The 22,767-nt window shown below is 31.4% G+C and carries 22 protein-coding genes; 21 read left to right on the top strand and 1 reads right to left on the bottom strand.

Annotated elements, in window-relative coordinates; translation table 4 throughout:
* Positions 1 to 191 precede the first annotated feature (191 nt).
* From ileS to S100390_RS03545, 6 genes are read left to right on the top strand one after another with little or no spacing between them, the layout of a single operon-like run.
* Complete coding sequence (gene ileS, locus S100390_RS03570) at positions 192 to 2,918, top strand: isoleucine--tRNA ligase (RefSeq protein WP_070406920.1); 2,727 nt, start codon at positions 192 to 194, stop codon at positions 2,916 to 2,918.
* Between the two features lie 29 nt (positions 2,919 to 2,947).
* Positions 2,948 to 3,535, top strand: coding sequence for a signal peptidase II (gene lspA, locus S100390_RS03565; protein ID WP_070406919.1), 588 nt, complete (start codon positions 2,948 to 2,950; stop codon positions 3,533 to 3,535).
* The gene (locus tag S100390_RS03560; RefSeq protein WP_070406918.1) at positions 3,528 to 4,448 is read left to right on the top strand and encodes an RluA family pseudouridine synthase; all 921 of its coding nucleotides are present in this window, start codon (positions 3,528 to 3,530) and stop codon (positions 4,446 to 4,448) included. Before lspA ends, S100390_RS03560 begins: the two co-directional genes overlap by 8 nt.
* Before the next feature lie 6 nt (positions 4,449 to 4,454).
* Positions 4,455 to 5,816 (top strand): rhomboid family intramembrane serine protease, encoded by a 1,362-nt coding sequence (locus tag S100390_RS03555; protein ID WP_071890217.1) that lies wholly within the window; start codon positions 4,455 to 4,457, stop codon positions 5,814 to 5,816.
* On the top strand, positions 5,804 to 6,301 hold the full coding sequence (locus S100390_RS03550; protein ID WP_070406916.1) for a deoxycytidylate deaminase: 498 nt from the start codon (positions 5,804 to 5,806) through the stop codon (positions 6,299 to 6,301). The genes S100390_RS03555 and S100390_RS03550 overlap by 13 nt, the downstream gene beginning before the upstream one ends.
* Before the next feature lie 48 nt (positions 6,302 to 6,349).
* Positions 6,350 to 7,570: a hypothetical protein gene (locus tag S100390_RS03545; RefSeq protein ID WP_070406915.1), complete on the top strand. Its 1,221-nt coding sequence runs from the start codon at positions 6,350 to 6,352 to the stop codon at positions 7,568 to 7,570.
* Between the two features lie 13 nt (positions 7,571 to 7,583).
* Here S100390_RS03545 and rnhC read toward each other — a convergent pair whose 3' ends face one another.
* The gene (gene rnhC / locus S100390_RS03540; RefSeq protein ID WP_070406914.1) at positions 7,584 to 8,471 is read right to left on the bottom strand and encodes a ribonuclease HIII; all 888 of its coding nucleotides are present in this window, start codon (positions 8,469 to 8,471) and stop codon (positions 7,584 to 7,586) included.
* Between the two features lie 95 nt (positions 8,472 to 8,566).
* Between rnhC and S100390_RS03535 the strand changes: the two genes are divergently transcribed.
* The 15 genes from S100390_RS03535 (at position 8,567) to S100390_RS03470 (ending at position 22,473) form a co-directional block, all read left to right on the top strand.
* The gene (locus tag S100390_RS03535) at positions 8,567 to 8,908 is read left to right on the top strand and encodes a holo-ACP synthase (RefSeq protein WP_070406913.1); all 342 of its coding nucleotides are present in this window, start codon (positions 8,567 to 8,569) and stop codon (positions 8,906 to 8,908) included.
* Positions 8,909 to 9,001: 93 nt separating this feature from the next.
* The gene (locus S100390_RS05590) at positions 9,002 to 9,520 is read left to right on the top strand and encodes a hypothetical protein (RefSeq protein WP_231918026.1); all 519 of its coding nucleotides are present in this window, start codon (positions 9,002 to 9,004) and stop codon (positions 9,518 to 9,520) included.
* A gap of 191 nt (positions 9,521 to 9,711) precedes the next feature.
* Entirely contained in the window at positions 9,712 to 9,927 is a 216-nt protein-coding gene (locus S100390_RS05585) for a hypothetical protein (RefSeq protein WP_231918025.1), read from the top strand.
* A gap of 336 nt (positions 9,928 to 10,263) precedes the next feature.
* Positions 10,264 to 11,514, top strand: coding sequence for a 30S ribosomal protein S2 (gene rpsB / locus S100390_RS03525; protein WP_070406912.1), 1,251 nt, complete (start codon positions 10,264 to 10,266; stop codon positions 11,512 to 11,514).
* Positions 11,515 to 11,582: 68 nt separating this feature from the next.
* The gene (gene tsf / locus S100390_RS03520) at positions 11,583 to 12,473 is read left to right on the top strand and encodes a translation elongation factor Ts (RefSeq protein ID WP_070406911.1); all 891 of its coding nucleotides are present in this window, start codon (positions 11,583 to 11,585) and stop codon (positions 12,471 to 12,473) included.
* A gap of 30 nt (positions 12,474 to 12,503) precedes the next feature.
* Positions 12,504 to 13,118: a hypothetical protein gene (locus tag S100390_RS03515; RefSeq protein ID WP_070406910.1), complete on the top strand. Its 615-nt coding sequence runs from the start codon at positions 12,504 to 12,506 to the stop codon at positions 13,116 to 13,118.
* Between the two features lie 264 nt (positions 13,119 to 13,382).
* Positions 13,383 to 14,177, top strand: a complete 795-nt coding sequence (locus S100390_RS05485; protein ID WP_070406909.1) for a spiralin lipoprotein — start codon at positions 13,383 to 13,385, stop codon at positions 14,175 to 14,177.
* A 311-nt stretch (positions 14,178 to 14,488) separates the two neighbouring features.
* Complete coding sequence (locus tag S100390_RS03505; protein ID WP_070406908.1) at positions 14,489 to 14,968, top strand: lipoprotein; 480 nt, start codon at positions 14,489 to 14,491, stop codon at positions 14,966 to 14,968.
* A gap of 123 nt (positions 14,969 to 15,091) precedes the next feature.
* Positions 15,092 to 15,277: a hypothetical protein gene (locus S100390_RS03500; RefSeq protein WP_070406907.1), complete on the top strand. Its 186-nt coding sequence runs from the start codon at positions 15,092 to 15,094 to the stop codon at positions 15,275 to 15,277.
* Between the two features lie 140 nt (positions 15,278 to 15,417).
* Positions 15,418 to 16,401: a 6-phosphofructokinase gene (gene pfkA / locus S100390_RS03495; protein WP_070406906.1), complete on the top strand. Its 984-nt coding sequence runs from the start codon at positions 15,418 to 15,420 to the stop codon at positions 16,399 to 16,401.
* A gap of 52 nt (positions 16,402 to 16,453) precedes the next feature.
* Positions 16,454 to 17,890, top strand: a complete 1,437-nt coding sequence (pyk, locus tag S100390_RS03490) for a pyruvate kinase (RefSeq protein ID WP_070406905.1) — start codon at positions 16,454 to 16,456, stop codon at positions 17,888 to 17,890.
* Positions 17,891 to 18,143: 253 nt separating this feature from the next.
* Entirely contained in the window at positions 18,144 to 20,063 is a 1,920-nt protein-coding gene (thrS, locus tag S100390_RS03485) for a threonine--tRNA ligase (RefSeq protein WP_070406904.1), read from the top strand.
* 176 nt (positions 20,064 to 20,239) lie between these two features.
* Positions 20,240 to 20,554 carry a PTS sugar transporter subunit IIB gene (locus S100390_RS03480; RefSeq protein WP_070406903.1) on the top strand — a complete coding sequence of 105 codons (315 nt, stop codon included), beginning with the start codon at positions 20,240 to 20,242 and terminating at the stop codon, positions 20,552 to 20,554.
* A 24-nt stretch (positions 20,555 to 20,578) separates the two neighbouring features.
* Positions 20,579 to 21,439, top strand: a complete 861-nt coding sequence (locus S100390_RS03475; RefSeq protein WP_070406902.1) for a PTS transporter subunit EIIC — start codon at positions 20,579 to 20,581, stop codon at positions 21,437 to 21,439.
* Between the two features lie 2 nt (positions 21,440 to 21,441).
* Positions 21,442 to 22,473: a PTS transporter subunit EIIC gene (locus S100390_RS03470; RefSeq protein ID WP_083258398.1), complete on the top strand. Its 1,032-nt coding sequence runs from the start codon at positions 21,442 to 21,444 to the stop codon at positions 22,471 to 22,473.
* Positions 22,474 to 22,767 lie beyond the last annotated feature (294 nt).

Below are 22,767 nucleotides of genomic sequence, written 5' to 3'. Positions count from 1 at the left end.
TTTTATCGCAGCAAGATTAGGATGATGAGAGCTAATTATAAAACCCAAATAATTATCCCTTGTTTTTACAACTAAAAAAGCATTGTAAAAAAAGGTAAATATTGAACAAATATTTATAAAGTAAGATGGTACCGCGCCATATCGGCGCTCTTATAGTCTTACTTTTTTTATGACAGAAAGGAACGATTTTGATGAACTATAAAGATACCTTATTGACCCCAAATACTTTATTTGAAATGAAAGCAAATTTAACAGAAAAAGAACCAAAAATCCAATTGGAATGATTACGTAACAATGTTGTTGCCGCACGTTATCAACACAACCACGACCAACCACCGTTTATTTTACATGATGGCCCCCCTTATGCTAATGGCGACTTGCATGTTGGTCATGCGTTAAATAAAATTTTAAAAGATTTTATTGTTCGTTATTATAACCAAAAAGGTTGACACAGTCCGTGAATTTGTGGGTGAGATACTCATGGCTTGCCAATTGAAACAGCGGTTGTAAAAAGTGGGGTTGATCGAAAAACAACACCACCAGTTGTATTTCGCCAAATTTGCCGAAAATACGCCTTAGAACAAATTGATAAACAAATTGAACAATTTAGTCGTTTGGGGTTATTTAGTGACTTTACAAATCGTTATGTAACTTTAGATTTGAAATATGAATTAGAACAATTACGGTTGTTTGAAACAATGGTCCAAAAACAGTTGATTTATCGTCAGTTAAAACCAATTTATTGGTCGCCATCAAGTGAATCAGCTTTAGCAGAAGCTGAAATTGAATATGAAGAATTACCTGCTCCCTCAATTTATGTTGCTTTTGATGTTACAACAGGGAATAAACTAATTAGTCCGGGGACAAAAATTGTGATTTGAACAACAACGCCATGAACAATTCCAATGAACCAACTGTTAGCTGTTGGCGCAGAAATTGTTTATGTTGAAGTGTTAGTCCAGGGGGTAAAATATTTAGTTGCCAAAGCATTATTAGAAGACCTTCAAACAGTTATTGGATGAGAAGATGTTCAAGTTCTCCAAGAAGTGCCGGGAACAGCCTTAGTGGGAATTATTACAAAACATCCGTTATATAATCGGGATAGTATCGTTGTGCTTGGTCATCATGTTACAACTGATGCTGGAACCGGAATTGTTCATACGGCATCAGGGTTTGGTGAAGATGACTATCAAATTGCGCGTGCTAATAATATTCCGATTTTTGCCCCATTAGATGATGAGGGAAAATACACCAAGGAAGTTGGTGATGAAACATTAATTGGTGTTTTTTATGAAAATGCCAATAAAATGATTGGGCAACGATTGGAACAAACTGGGGCGTTATTAAAATTAAAATTTATTAAGCATAAACATCCAATTGATTGACGAACAAAAAAACCGGTTATTTATCGGGCAACAGCACAATGATTTGTTTCAATTGAAAAAATGAAACCAGCATTATTAGCGGAAATTAAAAAAGTACAATGAAATCCCCAATGAGCAGCAAAGCGAATGGAAACAATGATTGAAAATCGCCAAGATTGATGTATTTCACGTCAACGGTTATGAGGAGTACCAATTATTGCTTTTTATGATGAGAATAATGTTCCCCAATTTAATTCGGAATTAATTGACCATGTTATTAAGCTCTTTCAAGAAGCAAAGACGACTGATATTTGGTTTGAATGGACAGCTGACCAATTGTTACCACCAGCTTATCAAAATCGCCACTGACGAAAAGAACAAGATATTATGGATGTATGGTTTGATAGTGGGGTTAGTAATTTAGCGGTGACAAAAGCGCACCAGTTACCGCATCCGGTGCATGTGTATTTAGAAGGAATTGACCAATTTCGGGGATGATTTAATTCTTCGTTAATTACTTCAGTTGTGGCAACGGGACAAGCGCCATATCAAGTTGTTTTATCCCATGGTTTTGCTAATGATGAAAAGGGTCGAAAAATGAGTAAGTCGTTAGGAAATGTTATTTCGCCATTAGCAATTACTGATCAATATGGGGCTGATATTTTACGAATGTGAGTTGCCGCGGTGGATTATCGTGATGATGTTAAAATTGGACCTGATATTTTAAAACAAGTTGCTGAAGCGTATCGAAAAATCCGGAATACATTGCGATTTTTATTAGCTAATTTAACTGATTTTAACGCAGCAACTGACTTGCAAGATGATTTAGCCGAAGTTGATTGATATGTTTTACATTTAGCTCGTGAATTTCAACAAAAAGTTAATCGTAGTTATGAAGAGTTTAATTTTAATAATGTTTATATGTTAATTAATAATTTTGTCACAACAACATTATCGAAGTTTTACTTAGATTTTATTAAAGATATTTTATATATTGAAACAATGACCTCACCACGACGTCGAGCAGTTCAAACAACGTTATATTATTTATATCGTATTTTAAGTGATGCTTTAAAACCACTTATTCCGCATACAATTGAAGAAAGTCACAAATTTATTAAGTATCCACAGCAACAAAGTTCGGTTCATTTAGAAGAAAACTTTGTCTTTACGAAATCAATTAGTTTAGAGTTAGTGGCAAAATGAGAACAAGTTTTAAAATTACGTGATGATGTTAATAAAGAATTAGAATATCGTCGTGAACGCAAGGAAATTAAAAAATCATTGGAATGTCAATTAACAATTGCTTTAAAACCACCTTATGCTAAATTAGCCGCAATTGCTGATTTACATCAAATCTTTATTGTTAGTGAAATTATTTTTACTACTAACCACAATAATTTAACAGAGTATGAAACAAGTTATATCACAGCGCAAGAAAAAGATGGTTTTAAATGCCAACGTTGTTGAATGATTTATGAACATTTAAATACTGAAAATAATGACATTTGTGATCGTTGTTTTAATGTTTTATTAGCAAAAAATGTGCGATAATAATAACAAATAAAAAGGAGTTAGAAAAAATGAGAGAACGTACAAAGCAATTTTGACGTGATGTCCATGAACATTTTAAAAGTCGAAATTATATTTGAAAATTTAAGCTCCAAGTTTGCTTACCAATTTTTATTGGTTTATTAATTTTAGATATTATTACGAAGCAATTGGCCTTTCATTTATTATCCCATGATCCTTATGCACCAGAAGTTAAGTTTCTTGATGGCTTTATTAATTTTAAGTTTGTTGTTAACAAAGGAATTGCTTTCGGAGCGAATGCTGATAATTTAGTGGCGACAATTATTGGGGCGGTTTTAATTACGATGTTAGCTTTTACTGTTTTTTTATATATTAATAATAAAACAGCAGCGATTGGTTTAATTATGATTACATGTGGTGGTGTTGGAAATTTAATCGATCGAATGTGAAATCAGGGCGGAGTTGTTGACTTTTTAGCGTGAATTCTCTTTCCACCGTATAGTATTTTTAATTTATCAGATACTTGAGTAACGTTTGGGGTTGTTGTTCTAGTGTTAGCAATTATCGTTGAAATTGTGCGTTTTTATCGTAATCGTGCACGAAGTAACCGGGAAGAAAGTAATACTATTAATGACTAAAATTACTTTTGTTTCATCCACAAGTGGTCGTATTGATAAGATTTTAGTTGCTCATTTTGCCACAACAGCAACGCCCTTATCACGAACAAAAATTCAGGAATTAATAACCCAAGACCAAGTGCAAGTTAATGACCAACTTGTTCACCAAAATTATACTGTTCAAATTGGTGATATAATGATGGTTACTTTACCAGAACCAGCAACAACAAAGTTAACACCAATGGCAATGCCATTAACGGTGTTGTACGAAGATGATGTAATATTGGTGATTGATAAACCAAATAATTTAGTTGTTCATCCAGCGCCAGGTCATTTGAATGATACGTTAGTTAATGCTTTAATGGCACGAAGTAAAAATTGATCAACTGTTAGTGGTGAACTACGACCAGGAATCGTTCACCGAATTGATCGACAAACGACGGGGACATTAATTATTGCTAAAAATGATTTTATTCATCAACAATTACAAGAACAAATTCAAACAAAACAATTACAACGGCGTTATTTAGCATTAGTACATGGTAATATTGTTGAGAATCGAGCAAAGATTGATGCTCCAATTGGTCGTGATCCACAAGAACGAAAGAAAATGGTTGTTACGGCAAAAAATTCTAAAAAAGCAGTGACTAATATTCTTGTAATTGAGCGCTTTAATGATTATACTTATATAGAGTGTGAGTTAGAAACTGGTCGCACGCATCAAATTCGAGCGCATTTAAAGTATATTAACCATCCGGTTGTTGGTGACCCGTTATACGGAACGGTTGCTGATAAAAAGGAATCATTTGGACAATATTTGCATGCGTATCAGTTAACTTTTATGCATCCAATTACAAGACTTCCAATTACGGTATCAGCAGCATTACCATTGGAGTTTGAAAATAAATTAGCAGCATTACGCGCGAAAGGATAGGAAACAATGAGTTTTGATAAAGACAAGTTATCATTGGTTGATTATTTTCTTAAACAAGAAAAATACAATGTTTATAAAAATAAACCCCGAGGTAATAACAATGTTTATTTATATAAAGTTGATAGTAAAGAATTTCAAATCATTAAAATTATTGATGATTTTAAAGATTATGTTATTGCTGATGAAGTTGTAAAAGATTTAAGAACTTTTTTAAATAAAAAATTTCAACGAGTAAAACTTTCTATTTTATCAATTATTTTAATTGAAAATCGCTCGCAGGTTTATAAAGAAGATAATGGTGATGTTGTTTTATTTGTTGATAGTCATAATTATCTTGATCGATTAAGCAATTATTATCCAAAAATTTCAATGTTAGAAGATAACAATGATGGTAATTCAATGGCGGGGATGTCACCAGAAGAAATCTTAGATGGGATGAAAGATCCAAATAGTAAATTAACAAAAAACTTAAAACAGTTAAGTGAAAAGTTAAGTGTTAATAATTTAGGTGTAACATGAGTTTTAGTTGCGTTATTATTAATTATTCCAATCGTTGGAATCTTTTTTGGGGCACAAATTTTTAATACCAAAGATTTAAGTGAAAATGCAACTTCGCTTGTTTACGGAGGAATTACGCGTGATTTATTAATTTGAAATAATCAATGGTGAAGATTATGAACTTATATTTTATTTTCTTCTAATCCATTATTAGTTGTTTTAAACTTATTTATGATTTTTAGTGTTGCGCGTTATGCTGAAGCGTTATTAGGACGATGACGGTTAATTATTATTTTAATCTTTGGTGTTCCGTTAGCGGGCTTATTTTTAGCAGCGGTGTTACCAAATTGAATCTTTGGGGGATCAACCATTTTATTAGCAATTTTATGGGGTAGTTTATTTAGTTATAATTATGGAAAAGATGATTTGGGAGCTTTAATTGCAAACCAACGGACATTAATTATTATTGTTTGATTGTTATTAATGCCATTATTTTTAGGTTATTCATATTATTTAATCAACCTAGTTGGTTTTTTTGCCGGTAGTGCCATTGGTTATTGTTTAGAATTTAATCGGACAAACCGGATAAATTGAACAATGTTATATCCTGTTTTGGTTGTTACAGCCATGATCACTGTTGTTGCTGTTACTTTAGCATGACAACGTTATGTTCCGCCATATAATGGTGATGTTATTGATGCTTTAATGAGTTATTGACGAGCCGGGTTAGTAAGTAAGGGCAGCATTGAAGATATGCTGGGAAGTTATTATTTTTATCCAAAAAATCATTGACCAAATTTCTTGTTATCAAATCAACAACCAATGAAGGATGCCATTAACTTGTTTGGAATGGTTTTATGGCACCGTTAACAACGAAGAAACGCTCTGATTACTTATCATGAGATGACTTTTTCTTGAGTGTGGCGCATGTTTGTGCGATGCGTAGTAAAGACCCGCATACGCAAGTTGGCAGTTGTGTTGTTAATCAAATTGGTCAAATTATTGCCACGGGTTATAATGGCTTACCCCGCGGTTTAAATGATGATGAATTTCCCTGAGCACGAGACGGAGAATATTTGAATACAAAATATCCTTATGTTGCGCATGCCGAATTAAATGCGATTTTAAGTGCTCGTACGAACTTAGAAAATTGTCGAATTTATACAACCTTATTTCCTTGTGCCGAATGTGCTAAAATTATCATTCAAGCAGGAATTAAGGAAATCATTTATGATGATGATAAATACGTTGGTAGTGATGATAACAAAGCAGCAAAACGAATGTTTGACCAAGCGCATGTTAGTTATCGTTCGTTACCAGTTATTAATGTCATTGTAACTCGGCAAACACAATAAATATCAAACCATTTTCTTATTAAATGTTAATTAGGAAGGTTGTTCATAATGAAAAAATATTTTACCGATCAAAAGTTATTTATTTATCGAATTATTGGCATTATGCTAATTTTTATTTTTTTAGTGTGTGATTTTATTTTAGTTTTAAAAACAAACAGTGGTATTTATGGCCAGTTACCATCATATGGGGAACGGTTAAGTCACTATTATGCTTATTTTACAACTCAATCAAATTATCTTGTTTTTGTTTATTTTGTTTTTTATTTATTTCAAAAGAAATTTAAAAACACCAAGCCTGATTTTATTATTCGCTTAATGGTGACAGTTTATATTACAATGACAATGCTAGTCTTTTGGTTTGGATTATTTGTGCAAGGTGATCTTGTTAAAAATATGAGTGTTTATGAATGAATTTCAACCTTTATTTTACACACAATTATTCCGGTGGCAATGCTTTTAAGTTATATTGTTACTGCAGGTGATACTTTTTACAAATTTGAAACGCATCATAAAGCTAATTACTGATTAATTTGTTTATATCCGTTATTATACTTAATTTGTGTTTTAATTCGTGGTTATATTCGCCATGTTGACCAGCAACCAGATAATACCTTATTTCCATATTTCTTTTTAAATTTCTATGCTACAAATGGTTTTCCAATGTTGGCGGTTGGTACGGTGCTTATTTTTACGTTATGTACTTCGTTTCAATATTTTTTTATTTGGATTAATAACTTATTTTATTTTCGTAAACAAATTAAAGAAAATAATATTACTAAAGTTGATGAAATTAAAATTATGTTGAACATTAAACAATATCGCCAATTAGATCATAAGGGAAAAATTGCGATGATTTTAGCAATTGTTGTTGGAATATTTAACATTATTTTTTCAATTCTATATTATGTTTTACGAAATGTTTGGTCAAAAATTTTAAATTATCCTTATAAGAATGAAATTGTCTTATCATTTAGTATTATCATTATTATTTTTAGTATTATTACTTTAATTTTTGCAATTTTAGGATTAGCAAACTTTTATTGAGCACGGATTGTGGTTGGGTTTTGTTCCATCGCCTTAGTCTGTTTTAATTGGATTTGAATTGCCGGGCCAATCTTTGATATTGTAATTGCGACCTTGTGTTTAAATAATCACAAGTATTCAAAAAGTGATTTAGATACTTATTTAGCAACCCATCATAAACCGCTGAAATTAAAAAGTAAAAGTATTCCTGATGAAATGCTTCGTTTAGCTGAAGATGAAAAATAATCCTTGCCAAGGATTATTTTGCTGTTAAGTTAAAATGGATTTTTAAAAAATGTTGATAATCACTAAGAGGTTTGGTTGCTTTGTATTTTTGTGCTAAAGCTTTAACTTTTTCATTTGCTCCCAACGGAAAAGCAAGATGATATTTTGTTTCAAGATTCTTAATGGCTGTTAAGAAGGCAGCACGGCTAAGAATAGCACTACAAGCAATTGCTAAAGATTTTTCTTCTCCTTTGGTAATAAAAATGACATTATCTTTAATAACGGGGGTTATTTTTGACAAATATTCAAAATATTTAACAGCATTAACAAATTGGTCAATAAAAATGGTTTTATTTGTTAATTGATAAGTTGCTAATAATTGGACTAAGGCTTGATTGTGAGCCAAAGCTTTAATCACATGGGCATTTTGATATTGGGTATATCATTGATTATATTGGTTATTATCAATAACAATTGTAACAGCATTGACCAGTTTTTTAATAATTGGGGCTAATGTCATAATTTGCTCGGTTGTCATTTTCTTGCTATCTTTAATTGGCAAAGCTCTTAATTTATCAAAAGTTGCGGGCGGTAAATAACTAGCCGTAACAACGAGTGGACCAAAAACATCGCCAACACCAACCTCATCATTTCCAATAACATCTGTTTCAAAGTAAGATGTTGGTTGACAAGGGTTAATAATGGGGTTTGCTGGGATGATAAAAAATTTTGCGGCTTCTTTATCGGCATGATAACCTTGAAATAATACACTATTTGTTTTATAAATGGTAATTGTAATGCCATTTTTATTAAAAACATTAACCTTATTGGGGTCAGTATTATTGATTTTATAAGTTTGATAAGTATTAATAATTTCTGTAATAATTTTTGGATCAACTTTTTTAAAACTAACATTGTTCATATGATTGTCCCCGTTATTTCTTTCTTTAATATTATATCGTTTTTTTGTTGAATTTGTTAAAATATTACTAAGTTAAGAAGAGGAGAGCATTAAGGATGATAAAGAATGTTGGGATTGACATTATTCAAAATAAACGAATTAAACCATCAGCAGAACTAAGCCAAAAATTATTGAGTGCAATTGAATTAAAAGAATATGAAACATTGTTTGATAAAGAACGTCAGCGTCAGTTTTTAGCTGGTCGTTGAGCAGCGAAAGAAGCATTAATTAAAGCCCTGGAAATAAAGTTAATTTTAAATGAAGTAACAATTAAGTTAAAAGATGATAATAAATTACATGTTGAAGGAATTACCTTAGAAGAAAATGACATTGTTCATGTTTCACTTAGTCATGAACGTGATTATAGTGTTGGAATTGCGATTTGGTCAACATATTAACAGTTTTTATAAAAAACTTTTTTTTTTTTTTTTTAAATAAAAGGAGTGTATAATAAAAATGGATAAGTTTGTTTTGCAAAGGAGGGACCAGAAATGTATTATTCATTTGATGATATTATATTTAAAGATTATTTAGATAATTCGCTTCTACGAGAATGAATTCTTAATAATAGATATGCTGATGATGGTGTTTTTAAATTTTTCTTATGAATGTTTATTTTTGCGGCCTTTTTCTTGTTTACAATTCTTTCATCATGAACATTTCTCCATTATAAGAGTAAAAAGATTAGGGCCTCGCATGGGTTATTAAATTTTGGGGTAATAATTGGGGGAATTAGTGTTTTTTTCTTTAGTAGTATTATTTGAAATTTAGTGTTAGTTCCCGATTATTCAATTGATCCAAGTTATTATCGAACTTTGCTAACAGGGTATTCATACGTGCAGTTGACGATTGCGTTAGCAATGATTTTTAATAACCGGCGTTTAGTATCGATTCTATTATATGTTGTTTACGCTTCGCCGTTTATTATTATTGGTCCGGTTATTGTTAATAATTTAAATAATATCAATGTTCGTTATGATAAAGAGTATTTGTTTTATTCACTTTCTTAGTAATTTTACTTTTTGTTGTTATTTTACAATTATGTGGTTTTTTAACACGTCAGGATGAAAAAAGTAATATTATTCGGTTTGTAACAATTTTAGTTTTATTTAGTTTACTTAATAATTCAACAAAAATATCGTTACCGTTTGTCTTTGATGATAATATTAAGATTCGTCAATTATTACAACAAATTTGATCAGTGGCAACCTTAATTGTTGATTTATTTGTTTGATTTGTTTTAATGCTTTATCTTTGTCAGTTTTTTGCTAATAACAATGACGAAAGTTACCAAGAACGGGACTTAGATTTGATTGAAGTTTTAATGTTACAGCAACTTAATCGTAATTTAACCTTAAATAACCCTTCGAAAGAAGAAATTAATCCCAATAATTGGAAATTAAAAATGTTGAATTAAGAAATGATTGTTATTTTTGATTTACTTATTTACTATTGAAAAAATTATTAAATTTGAAAAACAAACAATTTTTAATTTAAATGATAATTTTATAAAATGAACAACCTTATAAAAATGAACAGCTAAAAAGGCTTTTTATCTAAGATAAAAAGCCTTTTTTATTTGCTTGATTAAAATAAAGTGTGTTATAATTTTAATGCTTGTATTCAATAAAAATTAATGGTATACAACACACATTTATGGATTCATTTGCCCAGTGCTATTTATTTTAATAAGATAGTGGTAAATGTTAGAAATAAATGGAAGTCTTAACGAAAAGGAGAATTTAATAGAAATATGGCAAAAGAATTAACAAGAGAAATGTTATGAGAATCTGGTGCGCAATTTGGGCACCAAACAAAAAGATGAAATCCGAAAATGAAACCATATATTTATGGGGAAAAAAATAAGATTCATATTATTGATTTGCAACAAACATTATGACGATTAGAAGATGTTAAAAAATTAATGACAACAATTGCAGCGCGTAAAGGAAAGATTTTATTTGTTGGAACAAAAAAACAAGCAAAATGAATTGTAAAAGACGCCGCAGAACGTTGTGAATGTTTTTATGTTAATCAACGTTGATTAGGTGGAACATTAACTAATTTAAAAACAATTCATTTACGAGTAAAACGTTTATGAAACATTGAACGTCAAGAAAAAAATGGTGAATTAAAATTATTACCAAAAAAAGAACAAATGTTAATTAAAAAAGAAAAAGAAAAATTGGAAAAATTCTTAGGTGGAATTAAAGGAATGAAAGAATTACCACAAGCATTATTTGTGGTGGATCCCAAAGAAGAACATATTGCTGTGCGTGAAGCACGAAAATTACGAATTCCAGTCATTGCAATTTGTGATACAAATGTTGACCCCGATCCAATTGATTATGTTATTCCAGCTAATGATGATACTTCGCGTTCAATCGCAATTATTACTCATCATATTGCTGATTTATATGGGGATGCAATGGGACTTAAAATGCCAGAACCACAATTCAAACCAAATGAATTTGTTCGTCGTGAAGGGGATGACAATCGTGGGCCACGTGGTGGTCAATATGATAACCGTCGTTCATTTAACCGTAATAGTCCTGCGCGTGATCAACGTCCAGAAGGAACAGCTAGTTCAACGCGAGTTATCGCTGATCAAACAACTGAGAAAGTTGTTCCAGCAGTAATGGCAAATGAACAACCAGCGCCAAAAGTAAAAACTGAGAAAGTTGTTTCAGTAGCACCAGCAAGTGAAGAGTCAGTACCAAAAGTAAAAGCTGAAAAAGTTGCTTCAGCAGCAACAGTAGCTGAAAAACCAGCACCAAAAGTAAAAGCTGAAAAAGTTACCCCCGTTGCCGCAACACCAAGTTTTGATTTAAATACAATTAAAGTTGTTGATAACGATTTGGAAAAAACATTAACAAAATTAAAAGTTGATGAATTAGAAACTTTAGGAAATCTATTTGAATTACCAAAAGGAAAAAAAGCCGAAATGGTTAGTGCCTTAGGTAAACATTTAACAATTATTGATAGCAAAATAGCAAAAAAATAACAAAAATTGAATTGTATTAACTGATTAGTTTCAATACAAGCAGCATTAAATTTGAAAGGAGAATCAGTATGGCAGTTACTGCACAATTAGTGAAAGAATTAAGAGAAAGAACTGGGGCCGGAATGTTAGACTGTAAAAAAGCATTAGAAGCCACAGATGGGAACATTGAGAAAGCAATTACTTGATTGCGCGAAAAAGGAATTACGAAGGCTGCAAAAAAATCAGACCGTGTTGCTGCGGAAGGATTAGTTGGTTTAGTAACAAAAGGAGATAAAACAGTTGTTTTTGAAGTTAATTCAGAAACCGATTTTGTTGGAATAAATAAACAATTTTTAGCCTTAATGGCAACTGTTGGAGAAACATTACTAAATAATGATCCAAAAACAGTTGAAGAAGCATTACAATTATCAGTTAATGGTGAATCATTAGAGACAGTTATTGTTCATGCAATTGCAACAATTGGTGAAAAAATTACGCTTCGTCGTTTTAAAACATTACATTTACAACAAGATCAATCGTTAGGAATTTATTTACATTCTAATCAACGAATTGTAACGGTGTTAGTTTTTACGGGGCAAATTGATGAAACAATTGGGAAACAATTGGCAATGCATGTGTCAGCAATGCGTCCCCAATTTATTTCACGAAATGATATTTCAGCCGATTTTTTAGCAAGTGAAAAAGCAATTTTAACAACTGAAGCAAAGAATGATCCTAAAAATGCTGGGAAACCAGATAATATTTTAGAAAAAATGGTTGAAGGGCGTTTAAATAAACAATTAGCCGAAATATCATTCCTTGATCAAACTTTTGTTGTTAATCCAGACCAAAAAGTTAGCGATGTTATTAAAGCAAATAATGTTAGCGTCGTTGATATGATTCGTTACGAAGTTGGTGAAGGAATTGAAAAAGAAGAAGTTGATTTTGCAACAGAAGTAATGGCACAGGTTCGTAAATAGAACTGTTTTTGCCAGAAGGGAGGGCATAAAATGGATGCTCAAAAAGGAACAATAATTGCAATCGCAATGGCAGCATTTTTATTTGTTGCTGTTAGTTTGTCAGTTATTGGTTATTTAATTAGTTTTACAAAACGAGAATTTAAAGAACGTTTTGTAAATAAAAAGATTTTAATTATTTTATTTACTGTGTTAGGAATTAATTTACCAGTTGTTATTGTTGGCTTTTTATTAGAATTTGTGATTAAACCATCATCAAATGCACCAGTAATTGCTGTAATTGTAATTGCTTTTGTTTTAACAGTTGCGGTTGGAGTTTACATTTTCTTATTTTTACAAACAATTGCAATTGGGATTGATGAAAAAGAAATTGCTTTCTTAGGAGAACGGATTTTAATTCGTAAAATCAATCGTGTTGAACGCAATGATAAAACAAACCAGTTAATTATTCATTATACTGAAGGAAGTCGCAGTAAGAAAAAAACTCGTTTTTCATTGGCAAGTCAAGCTGGACAATTTATGGTTAATAATGTTAACTTATTAAACCAGGAAATTATGATGTTTGTGCCAGATAGTGAACAAGCAGCAGCTTCAAAACCAGCTGATGAGTCAACGCCAAAAGAAGTAAAAGAAATAAAAAAAGATTAGTCAAGTTAATTGGAAATCTTTTTTTTTTTTTTTTTTCAAAATATTTATTGCTTTTTTAAGAAAATATGATATCCTTATCGGTATAAGGGAAAGAAATTAAGAAAGATATAAATGAAGTCAGTAGGATAAGAAAGCAGTTAAAGTATTATTAAAATTATTTAATAGTAAATTAACGTTCCTTTCCTCTTATGTATTACAATTTTTAATTGTAATAATTACTTTTGCTTTTATATAACCTACTTGAACAGAAAGGAAACAAAAAGAATGAAGAAACTTCTAGCAATTTTAGGAGCATTCGGGTTAACAGCAACCGGAGCAACGACAGTAGTTGCATGTAACAAAGGAGATAGCAAAAAAGATACTTTAGGAGGATTAAAAGCATCAGATTTTGCTAAAGCCTTATTAGGAACTGCAGATAAAGCTACTTTAAATACTAAAGTAATTACAATTGTTGGTGGTAAAGCAGCAGATGACGCTAAAAAGAAAGAAATCACTGACAATCTTAAATTATTTGGACACGCTTTTGTTGTTACTGATAAAGATGCTGCTTATCCATTAGACAAAGGTAAGAAATTTACTTTAACAATTGAAAAAGCAACTGATGCGCAAATCAAAGAATTTTACAAAGCAGCAGAAAGCAAAGACATCAGTAATGACGATTTAGCATTAGCTAAAAAATTACAAGGATATATTTCAGGAACTAAATTTTCAAGTGAAATTACAATTGAAGATCAAGCAACAACAGTTGATATTTCAGGAGCAACAGCACCATCAATTGGTGAACAGACAATTACAGTAACAGATCCAGCTGATGTTAAAGAAGGTGATTTATCTGCCCTTAACAGTAATGCAGCGATTACAGGACCTGTTGCAACTGCAATTAAAGCAGTAGCAGGGGTACCTGCCGATGTTGCATTAGGAACAGATTATGAGATCACAAATGATGGAGTAGCAGGTGATTTTACAGATGCAAAACCAGTTAAGTTTACAGTAACTGCTAAAGGTGATAAAATCTCAGGAACATTTGAATTTACAGTACAAGTTAAAGCTACAACTTAGTAAATTTTAAACATCTTTTAATTAAACTAAAATAAAAAAACACTAATTAATTAGTGTTTTTTTATTTTTTTGCAATTTAATTGTCTTTTTTAAAAAATATGATATTCTTAACTTAGAATAAGAGAAAGAAACTAAGAAAAAGATAAATAAACTCAGTAGGATAGGAAACAGTTAAAAGTATTATTAAAATATGTAATAGTAAATTAACGTTTCTTTCCTCTTATGTATTGCAATTATTATGTATTGCAATTTTTAATTGTAATAATTACTTTTGTTTTGTATTAGGTACTGAATCAGAAAGGAAAAAAGAAATGAAAAAACTGTTAGCAATTTTAGGAGCATTCGGGTTAACGGTAACCGGAGCAACGACAGTAGTCGCATGTAATAAATGAAATAATAAAACCAAAGATACCTTAGGAGGGTTAAAGGCATCAGATTTTGAAAAATCTTTATTGAGGAGAGTTGATGATGAAGATACACTAAATATTAGGGTAATTACAATTGTTGCTAATACAGTAAAAGATCCCGAAAAAAGTAAAGAAATTAATATGCCATTATTTAGAAATGCTTTTGTTGTTACTTACAAATTAGGAGATGGTGTTACTTTCCCATTAAAAAAAGGTGATAAGATTACTTTAACGATTAAAAAAGCAACTGATGTGCAAATTAAAGAATCTTACAAAGAAGATACAGATAGAGAGATATCTGCTGAGTTCTTGACAGTCGCTAAAAAAGTCCAAGGATATGTTTCGGGAACTGAATTTTCAAGTGAAATTACAATTGAAGATTAAGCAACAACAATTGATATGTCAAGAGTAACTTCACCAGGAATTTCAGAATAAACACTTTTTGTAACAGATAAAAGTGCTGTTGCAGCAAGGGGCTTACTTACACTTAACGTTAATGTAACGATTATGGGACCTGTTGAAACAGCAAATAAATTAAGAGAAACGGGGCCTAATGATGTTGCATTAGGAACAGGTTATACAATCACAAATAATGAACAACCAGGTGATTTTACAGATACACAAGTAGTTGAATTCACAGTAACTGCTAAAGGTGAAAGAGTTTCAGAAATATTTATATTAAATAAGTTCTAAATATTTTTTGATTAAACTAAAAATAGAAAAACACTCACTAATGAGTGTTTTTTATGCTTTTGGTCAAAAAAATCTTTACAATCGTAGAATATCCACTAAAATTAATATAACAAGATGAAAAAAAGAAAAGGAGTATCAATATGTTGAAAAAAATTGGAATTCTAACATCTGGGGGCGATTCACAAGGAATGAATGCCGCAATTGCAGGAGTAATTAAAACGGCACACGCAAAAGGCTTAGAAACTTATATTATTCGGGATGGTTATTTAGGATTAGTCAATAATTGAATTGAACTTGTTGATAATAATTTTGCGGATAGTATTATGCGGTTAGGTGGAACTGTTATTGGTAGTGCGCGATTACCAGAGTTTAAAGAACCAGCGGTCCGAGAAAAAGCTGTTGCTAATTTAAAACAACAGGGGATTGAAGCATTAGTTGTTATTGGTGGGGATGGTAGTTATCAAGGTGCACAACGTTTAACAGAAATGGGAATTAACTGTATTGCTTTACCAGGTACGATTGATAATGATATTACTTCGTCAGATTACACAATTGGGTTTGATACGGCAATTAATATTGTCGTTGAAGCAATTGATCGTTTACGCGATACAATGCAATCACACAATCGTTGCGCAATTGTTGAAGTAATGGGTCATGCTTGTGGTGATATTGCATTATATGCTGGAATTGCCGGAGGTGCTGATTTAATTTCAATTAATGAAGCAGCTTTAACTGCTGATGAAATTGCCAATCGTGTTGCGGCATTACACCAAGCACAAAAACGAAGTGTTGTAGTTGTTGTTAGTGAGATGATTTATCCTGACGTTCATGAATTAGCAAAATTAGTTGAAAAGAAAAGTGGTTATGTAACACGTGCCACAGTGTTAGGACATACCCAACGTGGTGGAATTCCAACGGCAATGGAACGTTATCGTGCTTTTCAAATGGCTCAATTTGCTGTTGAACAAATTATTGCTGGTCATGGGGGATTAGCAATTGGAAATCAAGGTGATCAAATTGTTGCTCGACCAATTATGGAAGCATTAAGTATCCCTCGTGCTTCGCGCAAAAAAATTTGAGCACAATTTGATGAATTAAATCAGAATATTTATCAAAAATCATAATTTTGCGATAAAATAAGGTGGTAAGATATTTTAGAAGGAGATTGTCAAAAGAATGGATAACTTTAATATTAATGAAAAAATGAAACGAACAAAGATTATAACAACAATCGGGCCAAGTACGCATTCAGCGGGGGCGATTGAAGAATTGTTCAAAGTGGGAATGAATACGATTCGGTTAAACTTTTCACATGGAGATCATGAAGAACAAGGGGCACGAATTGTTTGAGCAAAAGAAGTTAGTGCAAAAATTGGAAAACCAATTTCAGTTTTATTAGATACAAAGGGACCAGAAATTCGGGTTGGAATAATGAAAGATGGGAAGCAAGAAATTATTGCTGGTGCAACAGTAACAATTTATTCGTTGCCAAATGAATATCAAACTCGTGAGGGAACGGGAACTGAAATGACAGTTTCTTATGATATGTCCCAAGATTTAAAAGTTGGAGATGTTGTGTTAGTTGATGATGGGAAATTACAACTAAATGTGACAGCGGTAAAACCAGGATTAATTGAAACAAAAGCATTTAATCATCACATTGTTAAAACAAACAAAAGAATTAATTTACCGGGGGTTGATTTTACCTTACCGTTTTTAGCTGAAAAAGATATTAATGATATTAAATTTGGGGTTGAACAAGGGATTGATTATATTGCTGCTTCATTTGTTAATACAGCGGCAAATATCAACGAAATTCGAAAATTATTAAAAGAGTGTGATGCTGAGCATATTCAAATTATTGCTAAAATTGAATCACAAATTGGAATTAATAATATTGATGAAATTATTGCTGCAGCAGACGGAATTATGGTGGCACGGGGAGACTTAGGATTAGAGATTCCTTATTATGATGTTCCATATTGAGAAAAAATCATTATTCGTAAATGTCGAGAAGCAGGAAAAATTGTGATTGTGGCAACGCAAATGTTAGAAACAATGACGGAAAATCCTTCACCAACAAGAGCAGAAGTAACTGATGTTTACTTTGCAACAGAATTAGGGTCTGACGCAACAATGTTATCAGGAGAATCAGCAAATGGTGATTATCCCTTTATTACTGTTGGGACAATGGCGTTAATTAACAAACGTGCCGAACATGAATTTTATTCAAAATTATACTATGGTAAACAATTAGAAGATGCAACCCGCTCAACATCAGGACCACGGGCTGAAATTGCAAAAAAATTAGCAAATAAAGCTAAAGATGGTAAATATGAATATGCGGTGGTTGTTTCAAATACGGGGGAATTATTGAAAACAATTTCAAAATTCCGTCCTAATATTATAATTTTAGGGGTTACGCCAATTCCGGAGTTATATACGGCCTTTGGAGCCTGACATTCAATTTTTATGAACAAAGTTGATAATTATGATGATTTTAAAACTAACGATAAGGCAATTTGTGAAGTTGCAAAAAAATGAGGAGCAAAAATTGGTTCAACAATCCTATTTGCTCGTAATGAAGAAATTAAAGAAATTACAATTAAATAAATTAAACAAGTTGACCATGGTTTAACCACTCTTCTTTTCCCAGCAAGTTAAGGATGATGGAAGCTTAATAAAAGAACGGTTAAATTACTAGCAACAAATAAGTTTACGTTTAAGCACTTTTCGTTATTAAGTGTGAAAGATAAATTAGGTTCTTGCCTAATTTAATTAGGATGGTACCGCGAAAAACTCGCTCCTAGTATTATTAATAAATAATATTGGGAGCGAGTTTTTCTTTTAGAAAGGAAGATATAAAATGATTAAAATTACTTTACCTGATGGTCAAGTTCGTGAACTATCAGCACCACAAACAATTCAAGCAGTTGCAACTAGTATTGCTCCGAGCTTAGGGAAAACAGCATTAGGAGGAGTCTTTGCAAACAAAGTTTGTAGCTTAGATTATCTTATGACAACAGATGGAACATTAGAAATTATTACTGATAAATCACCATTAGCATTATCAATTATTAATTATACAGCAAGCTTAATAACTGCAAAAGCAATTACTAATTTATACCCAACTGCCCAAATTGCTCAAATTGCTTACCAAGATGATACTTTTTTTGTGGATATTGATGTTGAACCACATCTAAAAGAAACTGATATTAGTGCTGTTGAAGCAGAAATGACAAAATTAATTAATGGTAATATCCCAATTAACCCTGTTTATGGGTCAACAGCGGAAGCAAAAAAGTGATATCAAAATAATGAATATTTATTAGCAACTATGGCTGAACAACCTGTCGATAACCAATCTGCTTATTTTGTTGCAGAACAATTATATCTTCCCAATAATTATCCAGTTATTTCTGCTAAAAATATTAAGGTTTTTAAATTATGAACATTAGCTGGAGCATATTGACAAGATGATGCGAAGAATAAGATGTTACAACGAATTACTGGTGGTGCACATTTTTCTCGTGAATTATTTGAACAATTAATGCTAACTTATCAAGAACGAAAAGAACGTGATCATCGGAAAATTGGGAAAGACCTTGAAATTTTTACATTTGACCAGTTAGTTGGACCAGGGTTACCAATTTGATTGCCAAATGGAATGGCCTTAAAAAAAGTGTTACAAGAATATATCCGTGATAAAGAATGAGAATATGATTTTATTGAAGTTGATACACCGGTTATTGGGACAAGTGAAATGTATAAAATTTCTGGCCATTGAGATCATTATCAAGAAAATATGTTTGCGCCAATGGCACAAGATAATGAAATTAGTGTTTTACGACCAATGGCTTGTCCCCATCATATTGCTGTTTATAATTACAAGCAACGTAGTTATCGTGACTTGCCACTTCGAATTGCCGAACATGCAATTTTACACCGTTATGAAACATCAGGAAGTTTAACAGGACTAGAACGGGTTCGCATGATGCAATTAACTGATTCTCATATTTTTCTTCGTCATGACCAGTTAAAAGAAGAATTTAAGCGTTGTTTTAAGTTAATTAGTGAAGTTTTAACAACTTTAAATATTACTGTTGATTATTACTCCTTATCATTACGTGACCCAGTTAATAAGGAAAAATATTATGATGATGATCAAATGTGAAATCATGCTGAACAAATGCTGCAAGAAGCGCTGGATGATTTAAAAATTCCATATGTGCCAATGGTTGGTGAAGCTGCTTTTTATGGACCAAAATTAGATGTTCAAATTAAAACTGCTTTAAACCATGAAATTACGGTTTCAACACTCCAATTTGATTTTTTATTACCGCAAAAGTTTAAGTTAAGTTATATTGACTCAAATGGTGCAAAAGCAATGCCAGTAATGTTACATCGTGGTTTGATTGGAACGTATGAACGATTTATTGCAATTTTATTAGAACAAACAAAAGGGGTATTACCATTTTGATTAGCCCCAAAACAAATTGTTTTAATGCCAGTTAATAATGAACACCACTTAGGATATGCTGAAGAACTACAACAGCAATTTAAAAAACTAAAATTACGAACAAACATTGATGATCGTGATGAACGATTAAGTTATAAAATTCGAGAAGCACAAGTGGCAAAAATCCCATATCAAATTGTGATTGGGGATCAAGAACGTGATCAAAAATTAATTACATATCGTGCTTATGGCCAAGAAGAACAAACAACTGTTAGTTTTGATGAGTTTATTGTTTTAGTTAACGACCAAATCATTAATAAAAAATAAGGAAAATATTTTTTAGGAACGAATTTTATTATTCGTTTTTTTTTTTTTTTTTTGTTTAACTAGAAACTGTGATAAACTAAAAGTAGAAAAGCTTGGAATTAGCAACTATTTACTCAACAATAATATTGAAAATTTAATTTACAACAATAATTTTTACAGAGAGGAAACCAAATATAATGGATGTAAAACCAGTTATTATGTTGGCTTGTTCTGCCGGGATGAGTACATCAATTTTGGTGTCACGAATGGAAGAAGCTGCAAAAAAGTTAAATTGTGATGTAACTGTTTTAGCAATTCCAACAATTGAAGCAATTCATCGTTGACAAGAAGCCAGCATCATATTGTTAGGACCGCAAGTTCGTTATGAATTAGATCGTTTTAAAAAAACAATTAAAGATCAAATTCCAGTTTTTATAATTGACCAAATGGATTATGGCATGGGTGATGGTGAAAAAGTTTTATCCTTTGCATTACAAAAATTAAATTTATAATTTGAGAAAGAAGGTGATTTAATTATGGAAGAATCAGTGACGACAAAACCGAATAAATTTACAACGTGATTAAATAATAAATTTATTCCAACTGTTGGAAAAATTGGAAATCAAACACACTTATCAATTATTCGGGATAGTTTTGCTTTAATTACTCCGTTATTAATTGCGGGAGCTTTGGCCGTATTTATTAATCAAATTATCTTAGGTGAAAGTGTTATTTCATTATCATATTGAATTGCTTATTGAAGTAAAATGTATGTCGGTTTTGAAGGTGATAGCATTGTTTTCTTACCTAATGCGGTAAAAGCTCTTGATGCTTTAAAATCGGTTAATGGGGTAATTTGAAATGCTTCATTAATGGTTATGACCTTGTATATTGTTTTTCTAATTGGTTATTTGTTAGGAAAACGTCGTGGTCAAGATCCGGCAATAATGGCTGGAATTGTCTCGTTTGCAACTTTTATTGTGGCGGGAGCCGGGATTGCTGGTTGAGAATTTACTCATAAATTTATGGGGGCAGAAGGATTGTTTTCTGGAATTATTATTGCTTTTTTGAGTGCGGAATTATTTATTTTGTTACAACGTAATAATCGCTTAGCAATTAGAATGCCAAAAAATGTTCCCCCAGCGGTTGGTCATGCTTTTGCAAAATTATTGCCAATAATTATTACGACTTTTTTGTTTGGAATTGTGTCGCAGTTATTAGTTTTTTCATCAATTGAATTTACTGTGGTTGACCAATTTAATCAACAATTTACTAAACAAGATAATTTTGCGGGAATTTATCGCAATACTGCGGGTGATATGTTTCAATTATTGAATGGAACTTTACAACCATTAACTGCGGTTCAAAGTACATTAGTTAAAAAATTGAATATTTAACAATGACTTCTGATCCAATGTGAGGCGATTTTACTCTGTTGAATAAAACAACTGAACCAGAGTATAGTGCCTTTAATTTAAATTTTAAAGCATTAACACTAGTTACTTTAATTTATAAATTTTTCACATATCCTTTTATGAAAGCTGCTTCTAATCCCAATGTTGGGTTAGGATTTGCCTTAATTTATATTTTCTTTGCTTCAATTTTTTGGTTTTTTGGTTTACATGGAACAAACATTATGAATGGAATTTTTGGACCAATTTGATTATATGCAACCGTTCAAAATTCAATTGCCTTTAAAGCCGGTCAAGACCTTCCATTTATTTTTTCGCTAGGATTTTTTGATGCCTTCATCTTTTTAGGGGGATGAGGAATGTCCTTGGGGTTAATACTTATGACTTTAATTATGGGGCGTGATAAACAGACCCGAATTATTTCAAAAAATTTAATTGCTCCAGGAATTTTTAATATTGATGAACCAGTAACTTTTGCATATCCGTTATTTTTAAACCCTGTGATGGCAATTCCCGCCATTATTGGGTCATGTTTACTAGTAGTTTGAACATGGTTTTGAATGCAAATTGGTGTTGTGCCAGGAGCAGCATTATTAATTCCTTGAATGGCGCCGGTGGGAATTGGTGGTTTTCTGACAACGGGAAGTTGGAAGGGAATTATTTTAGCTCTCTCAAATTTAATTTTAATGGCTGTGCTTTACATTCCCTTTATTTTAATTGCTAATAAAATTGCAAAAAATAAGGGGACCGCTGTTCCGCTTAATTATTTGGGTCGGATTCAGTTCTTTTTTACTGGTCGGAATTATGCGGAACCAAAGACAAAAGAACTGCGTCTTCGTCAACGTGTTGAATTGAAAAATAGCTCAAATTTACAAGAGCGTCGCGGTTTAAAAGTTTACTATCGCAATGAATGAAAAACTTTACATAATGAATTAGTGACAAAGTATCGTCAAGCACGAAATGATAAAAAGAGGGCAAGACAAATAAAAAAGAAGAGTCAAAAAACAAAAAAAACATAATTGGAAGAACCCATGAACAAATGAAAATAGAGTTCTTTATAAGTTAAAATCACAAGATAGCAGCATTATCGACTGGATGATATAGTAACTAGCTTTTAAAATTTGGAGGAAAAAACATTATTTTTGCTTTACAATTTAATTTTTTTTGGTATTATATATTATTAAGGTGATAGTAAATGCAAATGCGAAAATTGAACAATTGTGTTAAAAATAAGAGTAAACATCTTCTGCAAAGAATTCTTACTTTTCTTTCTCATTTGTTCTTAAGTTTATTTTCTCCCCATCATTTTAAAA

Origin of the sequence: Spiroplasma sp. NBRC 100390 (genome assembly GCF_001886495.1) — a bacterium.
Lineage (GTDB): Bacteria > Bacillota_I > Bacilli_A > Mycoplasmatales > Mycoplasmataceae > Spiroplasma.
This window is presented reverse-complemented; position numbering and strand designations above follow the sequence as displayed.